The sequence below is a fragment of the Sulfitobacter sp. CW3 genome (genome assembly GCF_019392245.1).
GTDB lineage: Bacteria > Pseudomonadota > Alphaproteobacteria > Rhodobacterales > Rhodobacteraceae > Sulfitobacter.
Map to the genome: position 1 here is coordinate 22,015 of NZ_JAHXRL010000001.1, position 18,398 is coordinate 40,412.

General features: G+C 58.7%; 15 protein-coding genes. 4 read left to right on the top strand and 11 right to left on the bottom strand.

Going from position 1 to position 18,398, the window contains the following annotated elements; genetic code table 11:
- Nucleotides 1-44: 44 nt before the first annotated feature.
- The 8 genes from KZZ06_RS00095 to KZZ06_RS00130 all read right to left on the bottom strand — a co-directional run bounded on the left by KZZ06_RS00095 (nt 45) and on the right by KZZ06_RS00130 (nt 9,897).
- Complete coding sequence (locus KZZ06_RS00095; RefSeq protein ID WP_308339994.1) at nt 45-1,091, bottom strand: putative sulfate exporter family transporter; 1,047 nt, start codon at nt 1,089-1,091, stop codon at nt 45-47.
- An 11-nt stretch (nt 1,092-1,102) separates the two neighbouring features.
- Entirely contained in the window at nt 1,103-2,380 is a 1,278-nt protein-coding gene (gene hisD / locus KZZ06_RS00100) for a histidinol dehydrogenase (RefSeq protein WP_219578005.1), read from the bottom strand.
- 4 nt (nt 2,381-2,384) lie between these two features.
- The gene (locus KZZ06_RS00105) at nt 2,385-3,086 is read right to left on the bottom strand and encodes an aspartate/glutamate racemase family protein (protein WP_219578006.1); all 702 of its coding nucleotides are present in this window, start codon (nt 3,084-3,086) and stop codon (nt 2,385-2,387) included.
- Nucleotides 3,083-4,276, bottom strand: a complete 1,194-nt coding sequence (locus KZZ06_RS00110; protein ID WP_308339982.1) for an aminotransferase class I/II-fold pyridoxal phosphate-dependent enzyme — start codon at nt 4,274-4,276, stop codon at nt 3,083-3,085. Before KZZ06_RS00110 ends, KZZ06_RS00105 begins: the two co-directional genes overlap by 4 nt.
- A gap of 14 nt (nt 4,277-4,290) precedes the next feature.
- Nucleotides 4,291-5,304 (bottom strand): D-cysteine desulfhydrase, encoded by a 1,014-nt coding sequence (locus KZZ06_RS00115; RefSeq protein WP_219578008.1) that lies wholly within the window; start codon nt 5,302-5,304, stop codon nt 4,291-4,293.
- Entirely contained in the window at nt 5,213-6,298 is a 1,086-nt protein-coding gene (locus KZZ06_RS00120; RefSeq protein WP_219578009.1) for a GlxA family transcriptional regulator, read from the bottom strand. The genes KZZ06_RS00115 and KZZ06_RS00120 overlap by 92 nt, the downstream gene beginning before the upstream one ends.
- Before the next feature lie 6 nt (nt 6,299-6,304).
- On the bottom strand, nt 6,305-8,740 hold the full coding sequence (locus tag KZZ06_RS00125; protein ID WP_219578010.1) for an FAD-dependent oxidoreductase: 2,436 nt from the start codon (nt 8,738-8,740) through the stop codon (nt 6,305-6,307).
- A gap of 182 nt (nt 8,741-8,922) precedes the next feature.
- Complete coding sequence (locus KZZ06_RS00130) at nt 8,923-9,897, bottom strand: LysR family transcriptional regulator (RefSeq protein WP_219578011.1); 975 nt, start codon at nt 9,895-9,897, stop codon at nt 8,923-8,925.
- A 413-nt stretch (nt 9,898-10,310) separates the two neighbouring features.
- Between KZZ06_RS00130 and KZZ06_RS00135 the strand changes: the two genes are divergently transcribed.
- The 4 genes from KZZ06_RS00135 (at nt 10,311) to KZZ06_RS00150 (ending at nt 15,183) form a co-directional block, all read left to right on the top strand.
- Nucleotides 10,311-11,291, top strand: a complete 981-nt coding sequence (locus tag KZZ06_RS00135) for an ABC transporter substrate-binding protein (protein WP_219578610.1) — start codon at nt 10,311-10,313, stop codon at nt 11,289-11,291.
- A gap of 80 nt (nt 11,292-11,371) precedes the next feature.
- The gene (locus KZZ06_RS00140; protein ID WP_219578012.1) at nt 11,372-12,181 is read left to right on the top strand and encodes a taurine ABC transporter ATP-binding protein; all 810 of its coding nucleotides are present in this window, start codon (nt 11,372-11,374) and stop codon (nt 12,179-12,181) included.
- Entirely contained in the window at nt 12,178-13,443 is a 1,266-nt protein-coding gene (locus KZZ06_RS00145; RefSeq protein WP_219578013.1) for an ABC transporter permease, read from the top strand. The genes KZZ06_RS00140 and KZZ06_RS00145 overlap by 4 nt, the downstream gene beginning before the upstream one ends.
- Before the next feature lie 222 nt (nt 13,444-13,665).
- Nucleotides 13,666-15,183 (top strand): catalase, encoded by a 1,518-nt coding sequence (locus tag KZZ06_RS00150; protein ID WP_219578014.1) that lies wholly within the window; start codon nt 13,666-13,668, stop codon nt 15,181-15,183.
- A 65-nt stretch (nt 15,184-15,248) separates the two neighbouring features.
- Here the strand turns inward: KZZ06_RS00150 and arsJ are convergent, their stop codons facing one another.
- The 3 genes from arsJ to KZZ06_RS00165 are packed head-to-tail and all read right to left on the bottom strand — an operon-like array spanning nt 15,249 to nt 18,355.
- A complete protein-coding gene (gene arsJ, locus KZZ06_RS00155; RefSeq protein ID WP_308339983.1) occupies nt 15,249-16,514 on the bottom strand; it encodes an organoarsenical effux MFS transporter ArsJ in 1,266 nt (421 codons plus the stop codon).
- On the bottom strand, nt 16,511-17,509 hold the full coding sequence (locus KZZ06_RS00160) for an ArsJ-associated glyceraldehyde-3-phosphate dehydrogenase (protein WP_219578015.1): 999 nt from the start codon (nt 17,507-17,509) through the stop codon (nt 16,511-16,513). Before KZZ06_RS00160 ends, arsJ begins: the two co-directional genes overlap by 4 nt.
- Nucleotides 17,510-17,512: 3 nt before the next feature.
- Nucleotides 17,513-18,355: a helix-turn-helix domain-containing protein gene (locus tag KZZ06_RS00165; RefSeq protein ID WP_219578016.1), complete on the bottom strand. Its 843-nt coding sequence runs from the start codon at nt 18,353-18,355 to the stop codon at nt 17,513-17,515.
- Nucleotides 18,356-18,398 lie beyond the last annotated feature (43 nt).

An 18,398-nucleotide genomic window follows, 5' to 3' on the forward strand; every position in this document is an offset into this window, starting at 1 on the left:
CCGGATCGACGGTCACGCCCGCCGCCCTGGTCATCCGCGGCCGCCTAGGGGCCGACATACATGGTATACAATATCGCGATCGTCAGCAGGAACAGCGTTTCGACGATCAAAATGAGGCTGTAACTTGCCTTTACCTTGATGATCCGGCCAAGGCTGGTTTTCACCCCAAGCGCCGAGATCGCGATGACCAGGCACCAGCGCGACACCTCGTTAAGCAGCGCCAGAGCCGGGGCAGGCACGACGCCTGTATTCGCTGCGATAGCGCAGCCCAAGAACATCACCAGAAACCATGGCACGCTTAGGCGTTGTTGTTGTGCGCCGCGGAAGCTTAGCATGACGACCAGCATAACAACGGGCAACAGCGCCACGCGCAGGATTTTGACGTAGGTCGCGATGACGCCGGCCTCGTCGCTAATCGAATAGCCCGCGCCGACGACCTGCGCGACATCATGGATCGTCGCCCCAACCAGAAAACCGCTTTGCACATCGCTAAAACCCAGTGATTGAAACAAAAGGGGATATGTAATCATCGCGATGGTCGACAGCGCCGTGACGCCGATCACAACAAAGAGCGTGTCCTGTTCGCGGTCCTTGTGCGGTGGCAGAACCGACGCAATGGCCAGTGCGGCAGAGGCACCGCAAATCGCGACCGCCCCACCGGCAAGCATACCAAAAGCCAGTCGCCGCCCGAACAGGTATGACATCAGCGCCCCACACGCGAGCGTCGCCAAAACAAAGCCGATGATCGCCGCGACGGGGCCAAACCCGAGGCCCGTCACCTCGGCCAGTCCCAACCGCAGCCCCAAAAGGCCGACCCCAATGCGCAGCAGCGCTTTCGCTGCAAAATCAATGCCTTTGGCACAGCTTTCTTCTTCGGACAGAAAGTGAAAGGCGATGCCGATCAGCAGTGCGAACAACATGACGGGGGCACCGTAATGTTCGGACATAAAGGTAGCAGAGGCCGCGATGACCGTGGCCAGCAGCAGACCGCCGAAATACGGCTCGACCCGGGATTTGATGAAGGTAACGATAACGAGGCTCCGGCGGTTAAGGGGATGTTGGGAATTTCCAGATCGTCCTGTGCATTGGATCGGTAGGGGGCTTAGACGGGCTGGGGCCGCAACCGCAATTCGGCGGACCGCGCATGCCCTTCCATGCCCTCGACCCGGCTGATCCGTGCTGTCCGCAAGGCCAGCTCGTGCGAGGCGGCTGCATTGCAGCGCTGCCATGTCACCGTCTTGGTGAACTTATGCACCGACAGCCCGCCGGTATAGCGCGCGGCACCGCTGGTCGGCAGCACATGGTTCGGCCCTGAGGTTTTATCCCCGAAGGCGACGGTGGTTTCCTTGCCCAGAAAAAGCGAGCCATAGGCCGAAAGCCGGTCCAGCCACCAGTCCAGATCATCAGCTTGCACTTGCAGATGTTCGGGCGCGTAGCGGTCTGCCACCACTGCGGCCTCTTCGCGGGTGTCACACAGGATTACCTCGGCGCGTTCATTCCACGCGGTACGGGCTGCCGTGGCATTCGGTTCGGGCAGGCTGTCGATCACCGAAGGGGCACGGGCAAGCACCTCCATCGCCAATGTACGGTCGGTGGTTACCAGCCAGACGGGGCTGTCCATGCCATGTTCGGCCTGGCTAATCAGATCCCACACGACTGTTACGGCAGAGGCCGTGTGATCGGCAACGACCAGCGAATCCGTCGGCCCTGCGAACATGTCGATCCCGACTTCGCCGAACAACATCCGCTTGGCTTCGGCGACATAGCTGTTGCCGGGCCCGACAAGGATATCGGTGGGCCTGCCGCCGAAAAGTCCCTTGGCCATCGCGGCGATCCCCTGCACGCCGCCAAGGTTCAGGATCAGGTCAGCGCCGCACAGATCCATCGCAAACACGATGGCATCCGGAATGCCGATGCCGGGGCGCGTGGGTGAAACGGCGGTAATATGCGGCACGCCAGCAACCTTGGCCGTTGTGATCGTCATCAGCGCGCTGGCAATATGGCTATAGCGGCCACCGGGCACATAGCAGCCCGCACTTGAAACCGGAATTTGCTTTTGACCGGCGATCAGGCCGGGCATCACCTCGATCTCGCATTCGCCCATTGTGGCTTTCTGTGCCTCGGCAAACCGTTGGATGTTGGCATGTGCAAAACGGATGTCGTTCTTGAGGTCTTCGGGCACGCGGGCGCAGGCGGCGCGGCGGGCCTCGTCGGACAGAACGATGTCACCGGTCCAGCCATCCAGTTTGTGGGCATAGTCGCGCACCGCTGCCTCGCCTTCGCGGTCGATATTGGCAAGCATGATGTGCACGATATCGCGGATGTCTTTGTTTTCGACCAAAGGGCGGGGATCGGCGGTTTTGAGATAGGTAATGGCCATGGGGTTAACTCGATTCCATCTGGGTGTGGTCACGTATCGCGCGTGCCAGCACATCGATGGTGTCGATGACGGGAACCGCGGCGTGCAAATCTGGGGCAAGCAGCGAAAATTCTGAGCAGGCAACGAAGAGAAGATCGGCACCGTTGCCCACCAGTTCGTGCGCTGCATCTTGGAGGATTTGACGGGCCTCGGACGTGGGGCCGTGGGCCTTGATGCTGCGGATTGCGTGCAGCATGCGGTCGGCATCCTCGGGCCAAAGGGCCGATAGGTTCGCCCCGCGAAACGCCGCATCGAATACCCCGGCCCGCTGCACGGCAGGAGAGGCGAGCATGCCGATAGTGGCAGCGTCGGGGGCGCAGCGAACGGCATGGACGACCGACAGATCAACCATATTGAGCAGCGGCACAGACACGGCTGCCGCAATCTGAGGTGCATAATGGTGGGCGGTATTGCAGGGCATGGCCAGCGCGGTCGCGCCCGCGGCCTCAAGCCGTTGCGCCATACGGGCGAGGGTAGGGGCGGGGTCGATACCTGTGCCTTCGATCAGATGGGCGATGCGCGACGGCACCTGCGGGTTCATGTCGATCAGAAGCGGAATATGATCGGCATCATCATACGCCACGACGGTGGCCAGTAGACGCTGCTGCAACAGGATGGTTGCCTCGGGGCCCATGCCGCCCAATACGCCAACAAGATTGCGCATCATGGTGCCACCTCGTTTGCGGCGTCGCAGATCAGGTCGGCAATCAGGGCGCAGTCCGCCTGAGAGAAACTGAGCGGCAGGCGCATGTCGAAAAGCGTGGCAAGGATGCGATCGGTTTGGGGCAATTCCTGCGCCGCGACGTAGTGCCAGCTTGGATGCGCGGAGGTAAATCCGACCGGTTCACCCGCGCCGAACCATTTCAGCTCAACCCCGCGTGCCAGTGCGGCATCGACAACGGCACGGCATTGGGTGGCGCTCAGTTCCGGCATCCGGAACTGGATAGACGATCCGACATGAAGCTCGTTCGCGGGCAGCGCAATGGTGGTGATCCGCGGATGCTGGCTTAGACCGGCCTCGACGGCGCGATACCTGTCGTTCCAGCGCGTGACGTTGGCATCCAGTTGCGCCAGTTGCGGGCGCAGGATGGCAGCGCGCAACGCGTCCATCCGGGCCGAGCAATTGGGCATCTCGTAACGTGCGTCGGCAAAGGCCGCTCTGGCCGGGCCCGCACCATGCCGCGCATAGAGCATATAGCTGCCCGACAGGATCGTCGCCCGCGCGGCAAGGTCCGCGTCGTCGGTGGTCAAAAAACCACCTTCGCCCGAATTCATGTGCTTGTAGGTTTGCGTCGAAAAGCAGGCCATCTTGCCGAAATTACCAGAACGCGTGCCGTTCCAGCGCGCCCCCATCGTGTGGGCGCAATCCTCGATCACGGTGACGTTTGCGGCATCACAGATGCGCATCAGCGCGTCCATGTCACACAGGTGACCGCGCATATGCGACAGCAACACGAAACGCGCGCCCGAGCTTGCGATCTTGGCCTCGAGGTCTTGCAAATCCAGCCGCAGGTCTGTGTCGATCTCGACCAGAACCGCGGTGCCGCCGACGGCGCTGATGGCACCCGGTACCGGAGCCAGCGTAAACCCATTGGTCAGCACAGCATCGCCGGGGCGCAGACCGCAGGCGCGCAAGGCGATTTGCAGCGCCTGACCACCCGACGTCACCGCAAGGCAATAGCGGCTGCCTTGCCAATCGCGATACTCGGCCTCAAGCTGGGCGACCTCACCTGCCTCGTCGGCGGCAAGGTTATAGCGGTGCAGCCGCCCCGATTGCAGGACCGCCACCGCGGCATCAATGGCAACCGCGGGGATCGGCTCTTGCTGGGTGAAAGACCCTGTAAATCTGCGTCCCACGGCGGCACCCATCGTTAGAGCGTGACCCAGCGGTCGCTGCTGTCAAAGGCGAAATCATATCCGCCAAGGGCCGCAGCGCCACCAGTGTGCAGGAACACAACCCGCTCGTCTTTGAACTGACCCTTGCGTGCCAGATCAATCAGGCCAGCCGCCCCCTTGGCGGAATAGCAGGGGTCCAAAAGGATGCCCTCAAACTCGGCGAACATCCGGATCGCTTCGATGCCGCTTTCGGTCGGCAGGCCATAACCTTCGCCAACGTAATCGGTGTTGGCCATCACATCCTCGCGTTTGACAACGCCGGGGCAACCCAGTTTCTCGGCGGTCTTGCAGGCCAGATCATAGACCATCTGTTCCTGCTTGGGTTGCGGCGCGCGGGTGCCGATGCCCAGCACAGGGATCTGCGCATTCATTGCGCACATGCCGGTGACCAGACCCGCCTGTGTGCCCGACGATCCCGTCGCATGAACGACGCGGTCAACCTTGAGGCCGGTATCGTTGAACTGGGTCAACAGCTCGAAGGCGCAGTTCACATAGCCAAGCGCCCCAGTCGGGTTGGACCCGCCACCGGGGATGACATAGACCTTGTGCCCTTTTGCGCGCATTTTTTCCGCGGCACTTTCCATTTCGGCGGGCATGTCATGGCCACCGGGGAATTTCTGCGTTGTCGCACCGTGCAGGTGGTCCAGCAGGACGTTACCATTGGTGTTGTAATTCGCGTCGTCATAGCCGGTGCGATCCTCCAACAGGATATGACATGCAAGCCCAAGCTTGGCGGCGGCGGCGGCGGTCTGGCGTCCGTGATTGGTCTGGGTGGCCCCTTGGGTCATCACCATGTCGGCACCTTGTTCCAGCGCCTCGGCCATCAGGAATTCTAGTTTGCGGGTCTTGTTGCCACCTGTCGACAAGCCGGTGCAGTCATCGCGCTTGATCCAAAGATCAACGCCCAGTTCCTTGGACAAGCGTTTCATCGGCTCCAGCGGTGTGGACAGATGGGCGAGGCGAACGCGGGGAAAGCGTGACAGGTGCATTTTGATATCCTTGTGATTTCGAGGTTGAGCCGCGCGGCGCGGCCTTGGCCGACAGTTGAGCACGGCGCTGTGACGGGGATACGCCAAAGACGCTGGCGTAAAGTTTGGAGAAGTTCGACGGGGTGCCAAACCCGCAGGCCACCGAGATTTCAGAGACCGGCAGTGCGGTTTGCTCGATCAGGGTTCTGGCGCGGCGTAGGCGCAGCAGGCGGTAGAATGCCGCCGGGCTTTGACCCAGGAACAGCTTGAACTTGCGTTCGAACTGGCGGATCGACACGCCCGCGATTACGGCCAGTTCGGCCATGGGCAGCGGATCATCCAGATGTTCTTCCATCGCGGCGATTGCCGTCTCAAGTTTGACCAGCCGCAGGGCGTTGACATCGTTTTCACTGCGCGGCTGTTGGGCCCCACCATCGCGGATACGGTCCATCAAAAGGACATTACCGACCGACTGCGCCAGCCACGTGGAACGCGGCGCGATAACCTCGCTCAGGATCACGTCGGCGGTAGATGCCATACCCGCAGCCGTCGTGATGCGGCCCGTCCGAGTATAAAGCGGCAGACTGCCGCCCGTTTCGTAATTCGCCATCGACCAGACCTGATGATCCTGCCAATGGGTGGTGATCTGTTCGATATCGGGATTCAGCCTTTGCCACTCGGATGCGGCATCCGACATCAACAGAATTTCCTGACCCATACGCTCGGACCAGCGCAGCCGGGGCAACAGCTTATGAAAGCGCGCGCGAATGCCGGCACCGCCCAACACGACCAGGTGATCTGACGGTGTTGTATCGTGCAGCGGCAGGGGGGCCGCGCGCACCATCATCCCGCCCATTGCCTCGATCAGGTCGGTTTCCGCTGTGGTGCAGATCCGCAGGTCAAAGCCGATACCCTGACCCAATCGCGTGGCGATGCGCAGGACATCCTGAACCAGCGCCAGTTCGGTCGCAACGAACCCCTTTTCGACCAGAACAGTGACCTGAACCCGCGTCATGCTACATCACCCTCGCATCAGCGTGTAATCGGGGTCATAGGGCGACGGCGCGATGACGGTGGCATTCACAAGATCACCGTAAAGGTCGATCTGCATGGTGCTGCCTTCGGCGCTTAGATCCGGTTCGACAAAGGCATAGGCCAAGTTCATCTGCACCCGGTGGCCCCAATCGCCCGAGGTCACGGTACCCACGACCTTGCCGTCGCGCATCAGTGACGCGCCGCCATGCGCCGGGGCGTGGTCTGCCTCGACCTTGAGGGTTACCAGCTTTTTACGCGGCCCCTCGGCCTTGCGGCGCTGCAATGCGTCCTTGCCGGTGAAATCGCCCTTCTCAAGTTTGACAAAGCGGTCAAGCACGGTCTCGAACGGATCGAACTCGGTCAAAAGATCGGCTTTCCAGTGCAGGAAGCCTTTCTCAAGCCGCATTGAATCGACCGCACGCGCACCGAACAGCTTGAGCCCGTATGCTTCGCCCGCTTTACGCAATGCCAGATAGGCGGCATAAAGCGACGCGTTCGGGACGTGGATTTCATAGGCTAACTCGCCCGAGAAACTGACGCCAAGCACGGTGGCCGGGGCAAACCCGATAAAGCATTCGCGCGCACTAAGCCAAGGGAAGGCTTCCTTGGACCAATCGCCCCGTGAACAGGCTGACAGGACGTCACGCGCCTTGGGCCCTGCCAAGACAAGGATCGTCTGGTCATTGGTCAAACTGCGGATAGTGACGTCTTCGTCATCAGTTAGATGCGCCTGTAGCCAATCCATGTCATGGAATTCGCTTGCCGCGGCGGAGCCGTACCAGACGCGGTCAGGGCCACGGTCACTGGCGGGCAGGTTGGCGATTGTTGCTTCGCCCTTGATCATGCCGTGATCGTTCAGCAAATACCCAAGGCCGACGCGGCCCGGGCGTTTGGTTACTGTGCCGCAGAACATACGATCCAGGAAGGCGTGGCGATCCGCGCCGGTGATTTCGAACCGGTTGAAACCGTTGACCTCGCACAGGCCGACATTCTCTTGCACGTTTTTGATTTCGGCACCGATCACGTCAAATGCCTCGTCGAAATTGAAGCTGAGCGTGGGGTGGAAATCGGGGCTTGGCTTGATGTAATCGACGCGTTCCCAGCCGTTCACGACGGTGAATTCTGCACCTTCGGCGGCAAAGATCGGCGTAAGCGGCGTGGTTTTTGCGGGCCTTCCTGCGGGGCGATGCTCGTGCGGGAAGTGGAAGCGGAATTCGTTTTGGTAATCCTCGATCGCCTTCAGCGCCGTCAGTTCAACATTTGCGTGTCCGGTAAAGCGGCGAGGGTCGATAACCCACGTGTCATAGCACGCCTCGCCATGTACGATCTGCTGCGCCAATAGCCAGCCATGCCCGCCGCCTTCGCCAAGGCCCGCGCGCAGACCGATGATGCAGAATGCGTTGCGTTTGCCGGGGATCGGGCCGACCAGCGGCGCGCCGTCGATGGTATAGGTGATCGGGCCGTTGACGACACGCTTGATGCCCGCCTCGGCCAGCACCGGCATCCGCGCGAACGCGCCTTCCAGCACGTCCATCACACGGTCCAGATCGTCGGGGCACAGATCATTCGAGAAGCCCGGGCTGATCCCGTCCATTCCCCAAGTGCGGCAATCCTGTTCGTAAAAGCCAACCAACAGGCCGTTCTTTTCCTGCCGTGAATAATAGTCCGAGATCGGGCAGCGCAGCAGCGGCATCCGGTGGCCCGCCTCTACGATGGCCGGGATGTCTTCGGTGACGAAATACTGATGCTCCATTGAGGCAACAGGATGGTGTACGCCCATCATTGCGCCCACTTCATTCACACGGTAGCCGCAGGCGTTCACGACGATATCGGCGTCGATTGTGCCTTTGTCGGTCTCGACGGTCCACGTGTCATCGGCCTTCTGGGTCAGGGCGGTAACGTTGGTCTGCCGGTAAACTTCGGCTCCGGCCTTGCGGGCGTGAAAGGCCAAGGCCTGACACAGCTGTGCAGGGTCGATATCGCCGTCCTCGCCATCCCAAAGACCGCCCAACAGGTTATCGGTGGAAATGAGAGGGTGACGGCGTGCGCATTCCTCGGCGTCGATGACCTCGTAGGTGACGCCCATACCCCGCGCCATGGAGGCGAAATGCCGATAGCCTTGCATCTGCGCCTCGGTATTGGCCAGCCGGATGCCGCCATCGCCGTGGTGATAGCCCACCGGATACTCGGGATCGTCGCGCAGCTTTTTGTATAATGCGATAGAATGGCTCTTGAGGCCCACCATGGTCTGGTTCGCGCCAAAGTTGGTTACCTGTGCGGCGGAATGCCATGTCGTGCCAGAGGTCAACTCGTCGCGCTCGATCAGGACGACGTCGCTCCAGCCTTCTTGGGTGAGATGATAGAGTGTCGAACATCCGGCGATACCGCCGCCGATGACAACTACTTTAGTTCGCGATTTCATGAGACGCCTCCGAAGCTGTTGTGTGAAGTAAGGCGCGCATCGCCGCCTTCTCGCAACATTCAGTTTCGAGTTGTCAAAATATCGAAATATACTTGTGACGTAATGATATTAGGAAGACGCTCTGCGTGGTCGTGCAGGTCGTGCAGGTCGGAGCTAAAGATGCCCGTAACCCTGTCGCGTACTCAGGTGACGAGCGTAAAGCTGTCCTCCAACCACGGATTGCTTTGATGAAGCGGCGCGATGGCGTGTTCGAGAATCAAGCTGCGCAGCTTGCCGTCGACCAGATCAACAAGCGAGCTTGTGCAATCCGGTGTGATGACGATCGCCAAGGTGCGCGAAAATGTCTTCCCGGGAAAACGATGCATCCGAAGTTTCGAATGAAACCGCTTCGCGCGCGAGAAATGCAACGGGGTGGTGATGGTCCATCCGGCACCTGCGGCGACCATGGCCATAAGCGTTTGATGGCTGCTGCATTCGAACCTTTTGGCGGGCGTCACGCCGATGCGCCGCAGTTGCGATTCAATCTGTTGCGCGATCATCAAGTTGCTGGAAAAGCGCAGGAACGGCAGTTTCGTGCGCCCCTCGACGATCTCGGTCAGTGACCGGTCATCGACCTGCGGAAGAACAATAACAAAGGGGTCGCGCAGCAAGGGGCGGTCTTGCAGGTCGCGCATGCTTTCGCTTGGCACGGTCGTGACGCCCAGATCCAGCTGGCGGTCGCGCAACATCTTTATGACCGAATGGCTGGAATCGGTATGATACATGAAATCGCAAGCGGGCATTCTCGCCGACAGAAAAACGGCCAGCTCGGGGGTGATATCACTGTCAAAGTCCTCGATCGTGCCGATCCTCAGGAAACTGGCGTCCGACAGGGTCCCGGCCGAGGCTTCGGCCTTGGCTTTGCGGATCGAATGGAGCGCTTGATCGATGTTGCGCAGAAACGCCGTGCCTTTCGGCGTTAGCACCATCGGTCTTCGCGAATGGTTGAAAAGCGCGACGCCTAGATGATCCTCTAGGCTGCGAAGATGATAGGAGACGGTGCTGATTGTCAGGCCGGATTCCTGTGCTGCCGCCTGAAGCGTTCCCTTCTGCGCGCAGATCTGAAACAGTTCTAACCACTTGAGGTTGAGATCTTTAGATGTAGAGTTACGAGTCATTACTAGATCTCCTGTACCAGTTTGAGGAAGGTGCCTTATTTCTAAATATACGAAATATAAATCTCAATTTCTTCCACAAAACAAATTGTCGTCGGATATTTTTGTAAACCGTGGAAGCCTCGGATATCGAAAGCGGCTGCCACTGCGCAGTGCGATTTTGCCGGGTACACGCGCAAAACACTGGATGGCTGACTTTTGAATCCATGCGCCCATCGGGCTATCGGAGGTTCGACTGCGACAGAAATCTACCGTCGTCACGCGGCACGCTTTACGGCAACAAACCTCGGCAAAGATCGAGGAGGCACCGGCTGGCTTTTAAGGCAGCTTTGCCAAACCCGATAATTTCGGGTTCGACAGCAAGAAAACAAAATCCAACAAGGAGTAACACAACAGTGAAAAACGGAATCAAACGGATGTCGATCTTGGCGGGCGTTATTGCCGCAATTTCGGCGCAGGGTGCGGCCGCAGAAGGACAGCTTACTGTCGGCTATTTTCAAGAATGGCCGATGCCATTTCAATACGCTAAAGTAGAAGGCATGTACGATGCCGCGCTGGGCATGGAGGTCCAATGGCGCGCCTTCGATACCGGCACCGCAATGAGCGCGGCAATGGCGTCGGGCGACGTGCAACTGTCGGTCAGCCAGGGCGTGCCGCCTTTCGTGGTCGCAACGAGCGCGGGCCAGGATTTGCAAATTCTCGACGTGGCGGTCAGCTATTCGGAAAACGACAACTGCGTTGTGCGCGAAGAGCTTGAGATCGACAAAAGCAACGCAAGCGAGCTGGCCGGTAAAAAGGTCGCCGTGCCTCTGGGTACCGCCGCGCATTACAACTTTATCGTGCAGATGAACCATTTCGGCGTGGACATCGGATCGATGCAGGTCGTCAACATGGCCCCACCCGAAAGTGCCGCGGCGATCGCGCAGGGTTCCATTGACATGGCTTGCGGCTGGGGCGGAAGCTTGCGGCGTATGATGGAGCATGGCAACATCTTGTTGACCGGCGCGGAAAAGGAAGATCTGGGCATCCTCGTTTTCGATGTGACCTCGGGGCCTAGCGATTATATCGCTGAAAACCCTGATGTCGTGGCTGGATTTCTTGCCGTGACGGCTGAGGCGAACAAGATGTGGAACAGCGGTGAAAACACCGACAAGATGCTGCCCGTCATCGCCAAGGATGCGGGTATGGACGAAGAGGCCGCAGCTGCCACAATGGCGACCTTTGAATTCCCCAGCGTCGACGATCAGCTTAGCCAGAAATGGCTTGGCGGTGGTGCGCAGGCCTTCATGAAGGGTGTCGCGGATGTGTTCGTCGCTGCGGGCAGCTTTGACGAAGCCAAGGATGACTACTCCGAAAACGTCAACGCAGGCCCGCTGGCACAAGCCGGCGCAATGTAACGACAAGTACCACGCGGGCGCGCACGGATGCGGGCCCGCGTTTTCCAAACACTGATACATTAAAGGGTGCGTGGTGCCGTATGTCGAAACTTTCGATCAATAATCTTTCCATGCGGTTCGATCTTCCGAACGGGAGCTTTGTGCAGGCGCTCAAGGACGTCTCGTTGGAGATAGAAAGCGGTGAGTTGATGAGCGTCTTGGGGCCTTCGGGCTGTGGCAAGACCACGTTTCTCAATATCCTTGCCGGTTTTCTTTCCCCGACCGAGGGGACCGTGACGCTTAATGGTCATGCGGTGACCGGCCCGAGCGCCGAGCGCGGAATGGTCTTTCAACAAGGTGCTCTTTTCGAGTGGATGAGCGTGCGGGACAACGTCAGTTTTGGCCCCCGCATGGCAGGCCGCAAGAAAAAAGACTACATGGACAATGTAAATCACCTGCTTGATGTCGTGGGTCTTCAAGATTTCAAGGACAAGTCGGTGTACGAGCTTTCGGGCGGTATGCAGCAGCGTGTGGCCTTGGCCCGCTGCCTTGCGAACGATCCGGACGTGATCCTCATGGATGAACCGCTGGGCGCGCTTGATGCGCTGACCCGCGAAAAAATGCAGGGGCTGGTCCTGAAGTTGTGGAAAGAAACCGGCAAGACAATTATCCTGATTACCCACTCGGTCGAGGAAGCCTTGCTCTTGGGGCAGCGGCTTTTGGTGATGGCACCGCGACCGGGGCGCATCCACAAAGAATACCGTCTTCCTTTTGCAGCGGCAGGCGTGGGCAAGGACCTGCGCGTCGTAAAACGCGACCCGGAATTTGGTGAAAAACGCGAAGAAATCCTGTCTATGATCTGGGACATGGAAGAAGAGATTATGGGCCGCACCGAGGAGGCAAAAGCATGATTGTTCTCGCCATCTATATCGCCATCTTCTGCGCGGCATTCATTGTCGTGCGTTTCGTAATAAGCAAGATCAGGGTACGCCGCGATTTCACCTCGCTCAAGACTGTGACCTTCGGAGACGAGAGCGCCGTGCGCCCCGACAGATGGGCCAGTTTCTTGTCGGTACTCACGCTGTTCTGCCTCTGGGGGGCATTTACCGGATCGGATTGGGTGCCGTTTCATGCGCCGGGTCCGTTCGTCGGGGACACGCAGTTTACCTATACAATGGAAGCACCTGATGGCGCGCGCGACGATGCCACCGTCCATGCCCGTGTCTTTCCCGCCGGAGAGAAGGGCGACCCGCAGGACGTGGCACCCGGAGACGGTTTCGCCAAAGACGATTCCATCGCCCTTGCAGCGTGGCGTTCTGATCTGTTGTTGATGGACAAGAACGACGAATTTACCCGCAAAGACGGTGCCAAGGTTGTCGCGATCGACGGCCAGCCCGTATCGCCGGGCAGCCGTATCGAGGTTGCCAACGGTACCGTGGCGGTCACGTCAAAAGGCTCGCTTAATTTTGTGCCCGATCCGGGTATGCAGATGGAACCGATCTGGCTTCCTTCGCCCGAAGCCGTGGTGGCCCGGGTCAAGGAAATCTCGGTGCGGGGATATCAGAACTTTACCCTTTGGGAGCATCTTTATTGGTCGCTGTTCCGTGTCATCGTGGGCTTTCTTTGTGGCGCTATCGTCGGCATTCCACTTGGCTATGCCATGGGCCTCAGCGGTTGGTTCCGCGGCTGGTTCGACCCGATCGTGGAATTCATGCGTCCGGTGCCTCCGCTTGCGCTGATCCCGCTGGTCATCATCTGGGCCGGAATCGGGGAAAGCGGCAAGATTATCCTGCTGTTTCTGGCGGCACTGTGGATCATGGCAATCTCGGCGCGTGCAGGCGTGTCGGGGGTGGCGATCTCCAAGGTGCATGCGGCCTATTCGCTGGGCGCGAGCCGCTGGCAAGTTCTGCGATACGTCATCGTGCCGAATTCGCTGCCTGAAATTTTCACCGGCGCGCGGGTAGCTATGGGTGTCTGTTGGGGAACTGTGGTCGCGGCCGAACTGGTTGCCGCCGAAAAGGGGGCAGGCATGATGATCATGGTCGCCAGCCGTTTCCAGCTGACCGATGTCGTTCTCATGGGGATTATCCTGATCGGCGTAATCGGCTTTAGCATCGACATTCTGATGCGCAAAGCAGAGGATTGGCTGGTGCCATGGAAGGGCCGCACGTAGGCAGTATTCTTCCCGCGGACTGAAAAAAGCAGAGCCGTTGCGATTGCTGCATCGATGAACGCCAGCGATCAAAACGGTGCGAAAAGGCCAGAGGTATGATTGCCTCTGGCCTTTGCATTTATCTGATCTGATCAACCTATGCCGGACCATTGGTGGGATACTGCCAAGGAACTTTTCGCACTCTAACGGGTTTTCCAAATAGGCAAGCTTTGGAGAGTGACGATGACACAGAAAAAAGATGTTCCCCCCACAACAACCGACGCCGGTATCAGAGTGCAAAGTGATGAGCATTCGCTGACCGTTGGCCCCGATGGCCCGATCGTGCTGAACGATCACTATCTTCTTGAACAGATGGCGAATTTCAACCGCGAACGTATTCCCGAGCGGCAACCCCACGCCAAAGGCTCCGGCGCGTTCGGCACCTTTGAGACGACACAGGATGTGTCGCAATATACCAAAGCCAAGATTTTCCAGCCCGGCGCAAAATGTGACGTGGCAATGCGTTTTTCGACCGTTGCGGGTGAACGCGGCAGCCCCGACACATGGCGTGACCCCCGTGGTTTTTCCGTAAAAATGTACACCGAAGACGGCAATTTCGACATGGTCGGGAACAACACGCCGATCTTCTTTATTCGCGATCCGATGAAGTTCCAGCACTTTATCCGCAGCCAAAAGCGCCGTGCGGATAACAACATGCGCGACCATGACATGCAGTGGGATTTCTGGACCTTGTCCCCAGAAAGCGCCCATCAGGTGACCTATTTGATGGGGGATCGTGGTATTCCCAAAACATGGCGCGAGATGAACGGCTATTCCAGCCACACCTATTCGCTGATCAATGCCGAGGGTGAAAAGTTTTGGGTGAAGTTCCATTTTCACACAGACCAAGGCGACGGCAATGCGTATCTAAGTCAGGATGAGGCCGACAAATTGGCGGGTATGGATGGTGATTACCACCGCCGCGATCTTTTCGATGCAATCAGCGACGGGAATAATCCCAGCTGGACGCTCAAATGGCAGATCATGCCGTATGAAGACGCCAAGACCTATGACATCAACCCGTTTGATCTGACCAAGGTTTGGCCGCATGATGATTACCCGCTGATCGAGGTCGGTACACTGACGTTGAACCAAAACCCGACTGACTTCCACACGCAGATTGAACAGCTGGCGTTCGAGCCAAATAATATGGTGCCGGGGGTTGGTCTATCGCCCGACAAAATGCTGCTGGCGCGCGGATTTTCCTATGCGGATGCCCATCGCGCCCGTTTGGGTGTGAACTATAAACAGATCCCGGTGAACACGCCGAAATCGCCGGTTCACAGCTATTCCAAAGACGGGGCAGGGCGGACCGTTCCTGTGTCCGATCCGGTCTATGCGCCGAATTCCTATGGCGGCCCTGCTGCACAACCCGAGCCGGGCGGCGAGGCTGGCTTGTGGCACGCAGACGGGGACATGGTGCGTCAGGCGTACACTTTGCGCCCCAAGGACGACGACTGGACCCAAGCGGGTATTCTGGTGCGCGAGGTGATGGACGACGACGCGCGGACACGTTTTGTCGGAAACGTCGCTGGCCATCTGGCCGACGGGGTCAGCGAAAAGGTTCTGCTGCGCGCGTTTGAATACTGGCGCAATGTGGATCAAGAGATCGGGGACCGCATCGAATTAGCTGTTCGTGAAAAGATCGGCGGCGTATCCAAAGCGCCCGGTATGGCCTCGGCCAAGAGCATCAGCGGCTAAGTTTTCTGGAAGCTTAAATGGGAAAAGCGGAGCCGGTGGGCTTCGCTTTTTCTTTTGTATCGGGGTTATGAAGGAACCGCTGTCGCGGTCTTGTTGCTAAGCTGCGATGTGGCGAGCCAGCTAAAAAAGATCATGCCGGCAGCCGTGCCAAGGCACAGGGGCAGCCCGCCTATCTGATAGGTGAACCCCGAAAGCAGGGTACCAACCAACCGGCCTGCCGCATTGGACATATAGTAAAACCCGACATCCATTGTCACCCGTTTCGCATCCGTAAAGCTGAGGATCAAAAAGGAATGTAGCGCCGAATTGACCGCGAATATCCCGCCAAACACCAAAAGCCCCAAGATGATCGTCACCGTGAGCGGGGTGGACGGCGCAGGTGCGAGCCAGACCGCAGTGGCGAGCAAGGCCGGGACGACCATCAAAACAGCCACCCATATTCTGGCCTGCGTCAAAATTTCTGCATCACTGCGGGAGGCGGCGCGAAGGATGCGTGGGGCCCAGCCCTGCACGACGCCATACAGGATGGTCCAAACCGCCATGAACGATCCGATCATAAAGAACGCGGCGCGGTTTCCGGCCTCTGATCCGTCAGACAACACTGCGTAGAAATAGATCGGGATGCCCACCACAAACCACACATCGCGTGCGCCGAACAGAAACAGCCGTGCAGCGCTGAGCCAGTTGATGTTGCGGTTCTTTGAGAAAACCTCGGAGAATTTTGCGTCTTTGCGCCCGACGGGAAGGCCCGTTGGCATGCCAATCACCACCCCGATCAGGATGATGAACAGGATCGCGGCCATTGTCAGGACCGATGGCACAAACCCAAGGACCGCCAACAGTGCCGCACCCAACAAAAACCCGCAGCCCTTTACGGCGTTCTTTGATCCGGTCAGCAGCGCCACCCAGCGAAACAATCCGCCACCGTCCGTCGGTGCCAGAATTTTCACAGCACTTTTGGAGCTCATCTTGGCCAGGTCTTTTGCGACGCCGGACAAACCTTGGACCAGCATGACAAAAACCACAGAGGCCGTGATGCCCCACGCAGGATCAAGCTGCGCCAGTGCCAGCAATGCGACGACCTGCAAGGCAAGCCCCGCATAAAGCGTCGAGGGCAGCCCGAACCGCGCGGCAATCCACCCCGCCGACAGGTTGGTCACCACGCCTGCTATCTCGTAGAGAACAAACAGATAGGCGAGTTGCACCGGCGAAAAGCCCAGCGTGTGAAAATGCAGCAACACCAACATGCGCAGGGCACCATCGGTCAGCATGAACGCCCAATAGGCCGCCGTCACCGTCATATAGGCTGCAAAACCCGCCGGACGTGTCACAGCTTGTCACCCACCATCAAGGCCACATCGACCAGCCGGTAAGCATAGCCATATTCATTGTCATACCACGCATAGATTTTCACCTGCGTGCCGTTCACCACCATGGTTGATGGCGCATCGATGATGCTGCTACGGGTGTCATTGGTGTAATCCGACGACACCAAAGGCCGTGTTTCATAGCCCAAGATGCCTTTGAGTGGGCCACTGGCTGCGGCCTCGAACAGGGCGTTGACCTCCTCGACGGTGGTTTCGCGGGCCATCTCGAATACGCAATCGGTGATGGATGCGTTCAACAGCGGCACGCGCACAGCGTGGCCGTTCAGCTTTCCGGTCAGTTCAGGATAGATCAATGTGATGGCCGTCGCCGATCCGGTCGTGGTGGGGATCAGATTGGTCAAGGCCGACCGCGCGCGGCGCATGTCCTTGGCCGGCCGGTCCACGATTGTCTGGGTGTTGGTCACATCATGGATGGTCGTGATCGACCCGTGTTTGATGCCGATCCCCTCAAGCAGAACCTTGACCACTGGGGCCAGACAGTTCGTTGTACAGCTGGCTGCGGTTACGATGTGATGTGCGTCTGCGTCATAGATATCGTCATTGACGCCATAAACGATATTGGCCGTAGGGCCATCCTTGACCGGGGCCGATACGATGACCTTTTTCACGCCAGCGGCAAAGTACGGGGCCAGCTTGGCCTCGGTCTTGAACGCGCCGGTGCAGTCGATCACCACATCAACGCCGTTCAATGGCAGATCTTCCAGATTGCGGGTGCTGGTCACGGGAATGCGCGTGCCGTCGATGCTGATCGAAGTGTCATCGGCCTCGAACTTGGCGGGCCAGCGCCCGTGGACGGAATCAAATTCCAGCAGATGGGCGTGCATGGCCGGGTCGCCCACCGCGTCGTTGATAAAAGCGATCTTGGCACCGCGTTCCAGCAGGGGGCGCAGGGCAAGTTTACCCATCCGGCCTAGGCCGTTAAGTGCATAAGTTGTCATGATTTATTCCTGTGTGGATGTGTGTTTGCCGATCGCGTCGACATGTGTTTGCAAGGCCGCGCGGTCCAACGCTTCGAACGACAGCGAGGTAAACGCGCTGATCCGGTTGCGCAGCGCGCCATAGGTCTGGTGAAAGGCAAGGCGCTTTTCGGCGTCCGTCCCTTGGGCTTTGACCGGGTCGGGCAAACCCCAGTGGCCTGACACGGGCTGGCCGGGCCATGTCGGGCATTCCTCGTTCGCCGCACGGTCACAAACGGTAAAGACGAAATCCATTTTCGGCGCATCCGCCCCTTGGAATTCGCTCACGTTCTTGGATCTAAGCAGCGAAACATCATGCCCCTTGGATTCCAGCATTTCTACCGCAAACGGGTTCAGTTCGGACCGGTGTGTCGTGCCTGCGGAAAAAGCGGTGAATTTGTCACCGGCCAGGTCGCGCAGAATGGTCTCGGCAAAGATCGACCGGGCAGAGTTGCCGGTGCACACGAACAAGACGTTATACTTTTGATCAGACATGGGAGAGATGCTCCTGAGGAGGTCAGAAAATTGGGGCGGGCACAGATCGGCCCGACCACGGCAGCAATCAAGAAACAGGTCCGAGACGACATCGCGGGTTGCATCAAGGTTCACGGTATACAGCAGCCGCGTTCCATCGCGCCGCTGAGAAATCATGCCCGCTTGCGTCAGTGCGGCGAGATATACGGAAGCCGTGCTGGATTTAAGGGTCAATGCTTGGGCGATTTCACCTGCTGGCAGCGCGTCGGGATAGCGCCGCATGAGCAAACGAAAAACCGCCATCCGTTGCGGATGACTAAGCGTCGAGAGACGGTTGGTGAGTACTGTTTCCATATTTCATGAATATTTAAAATATGAGAGGCGAGTCAACCGATTT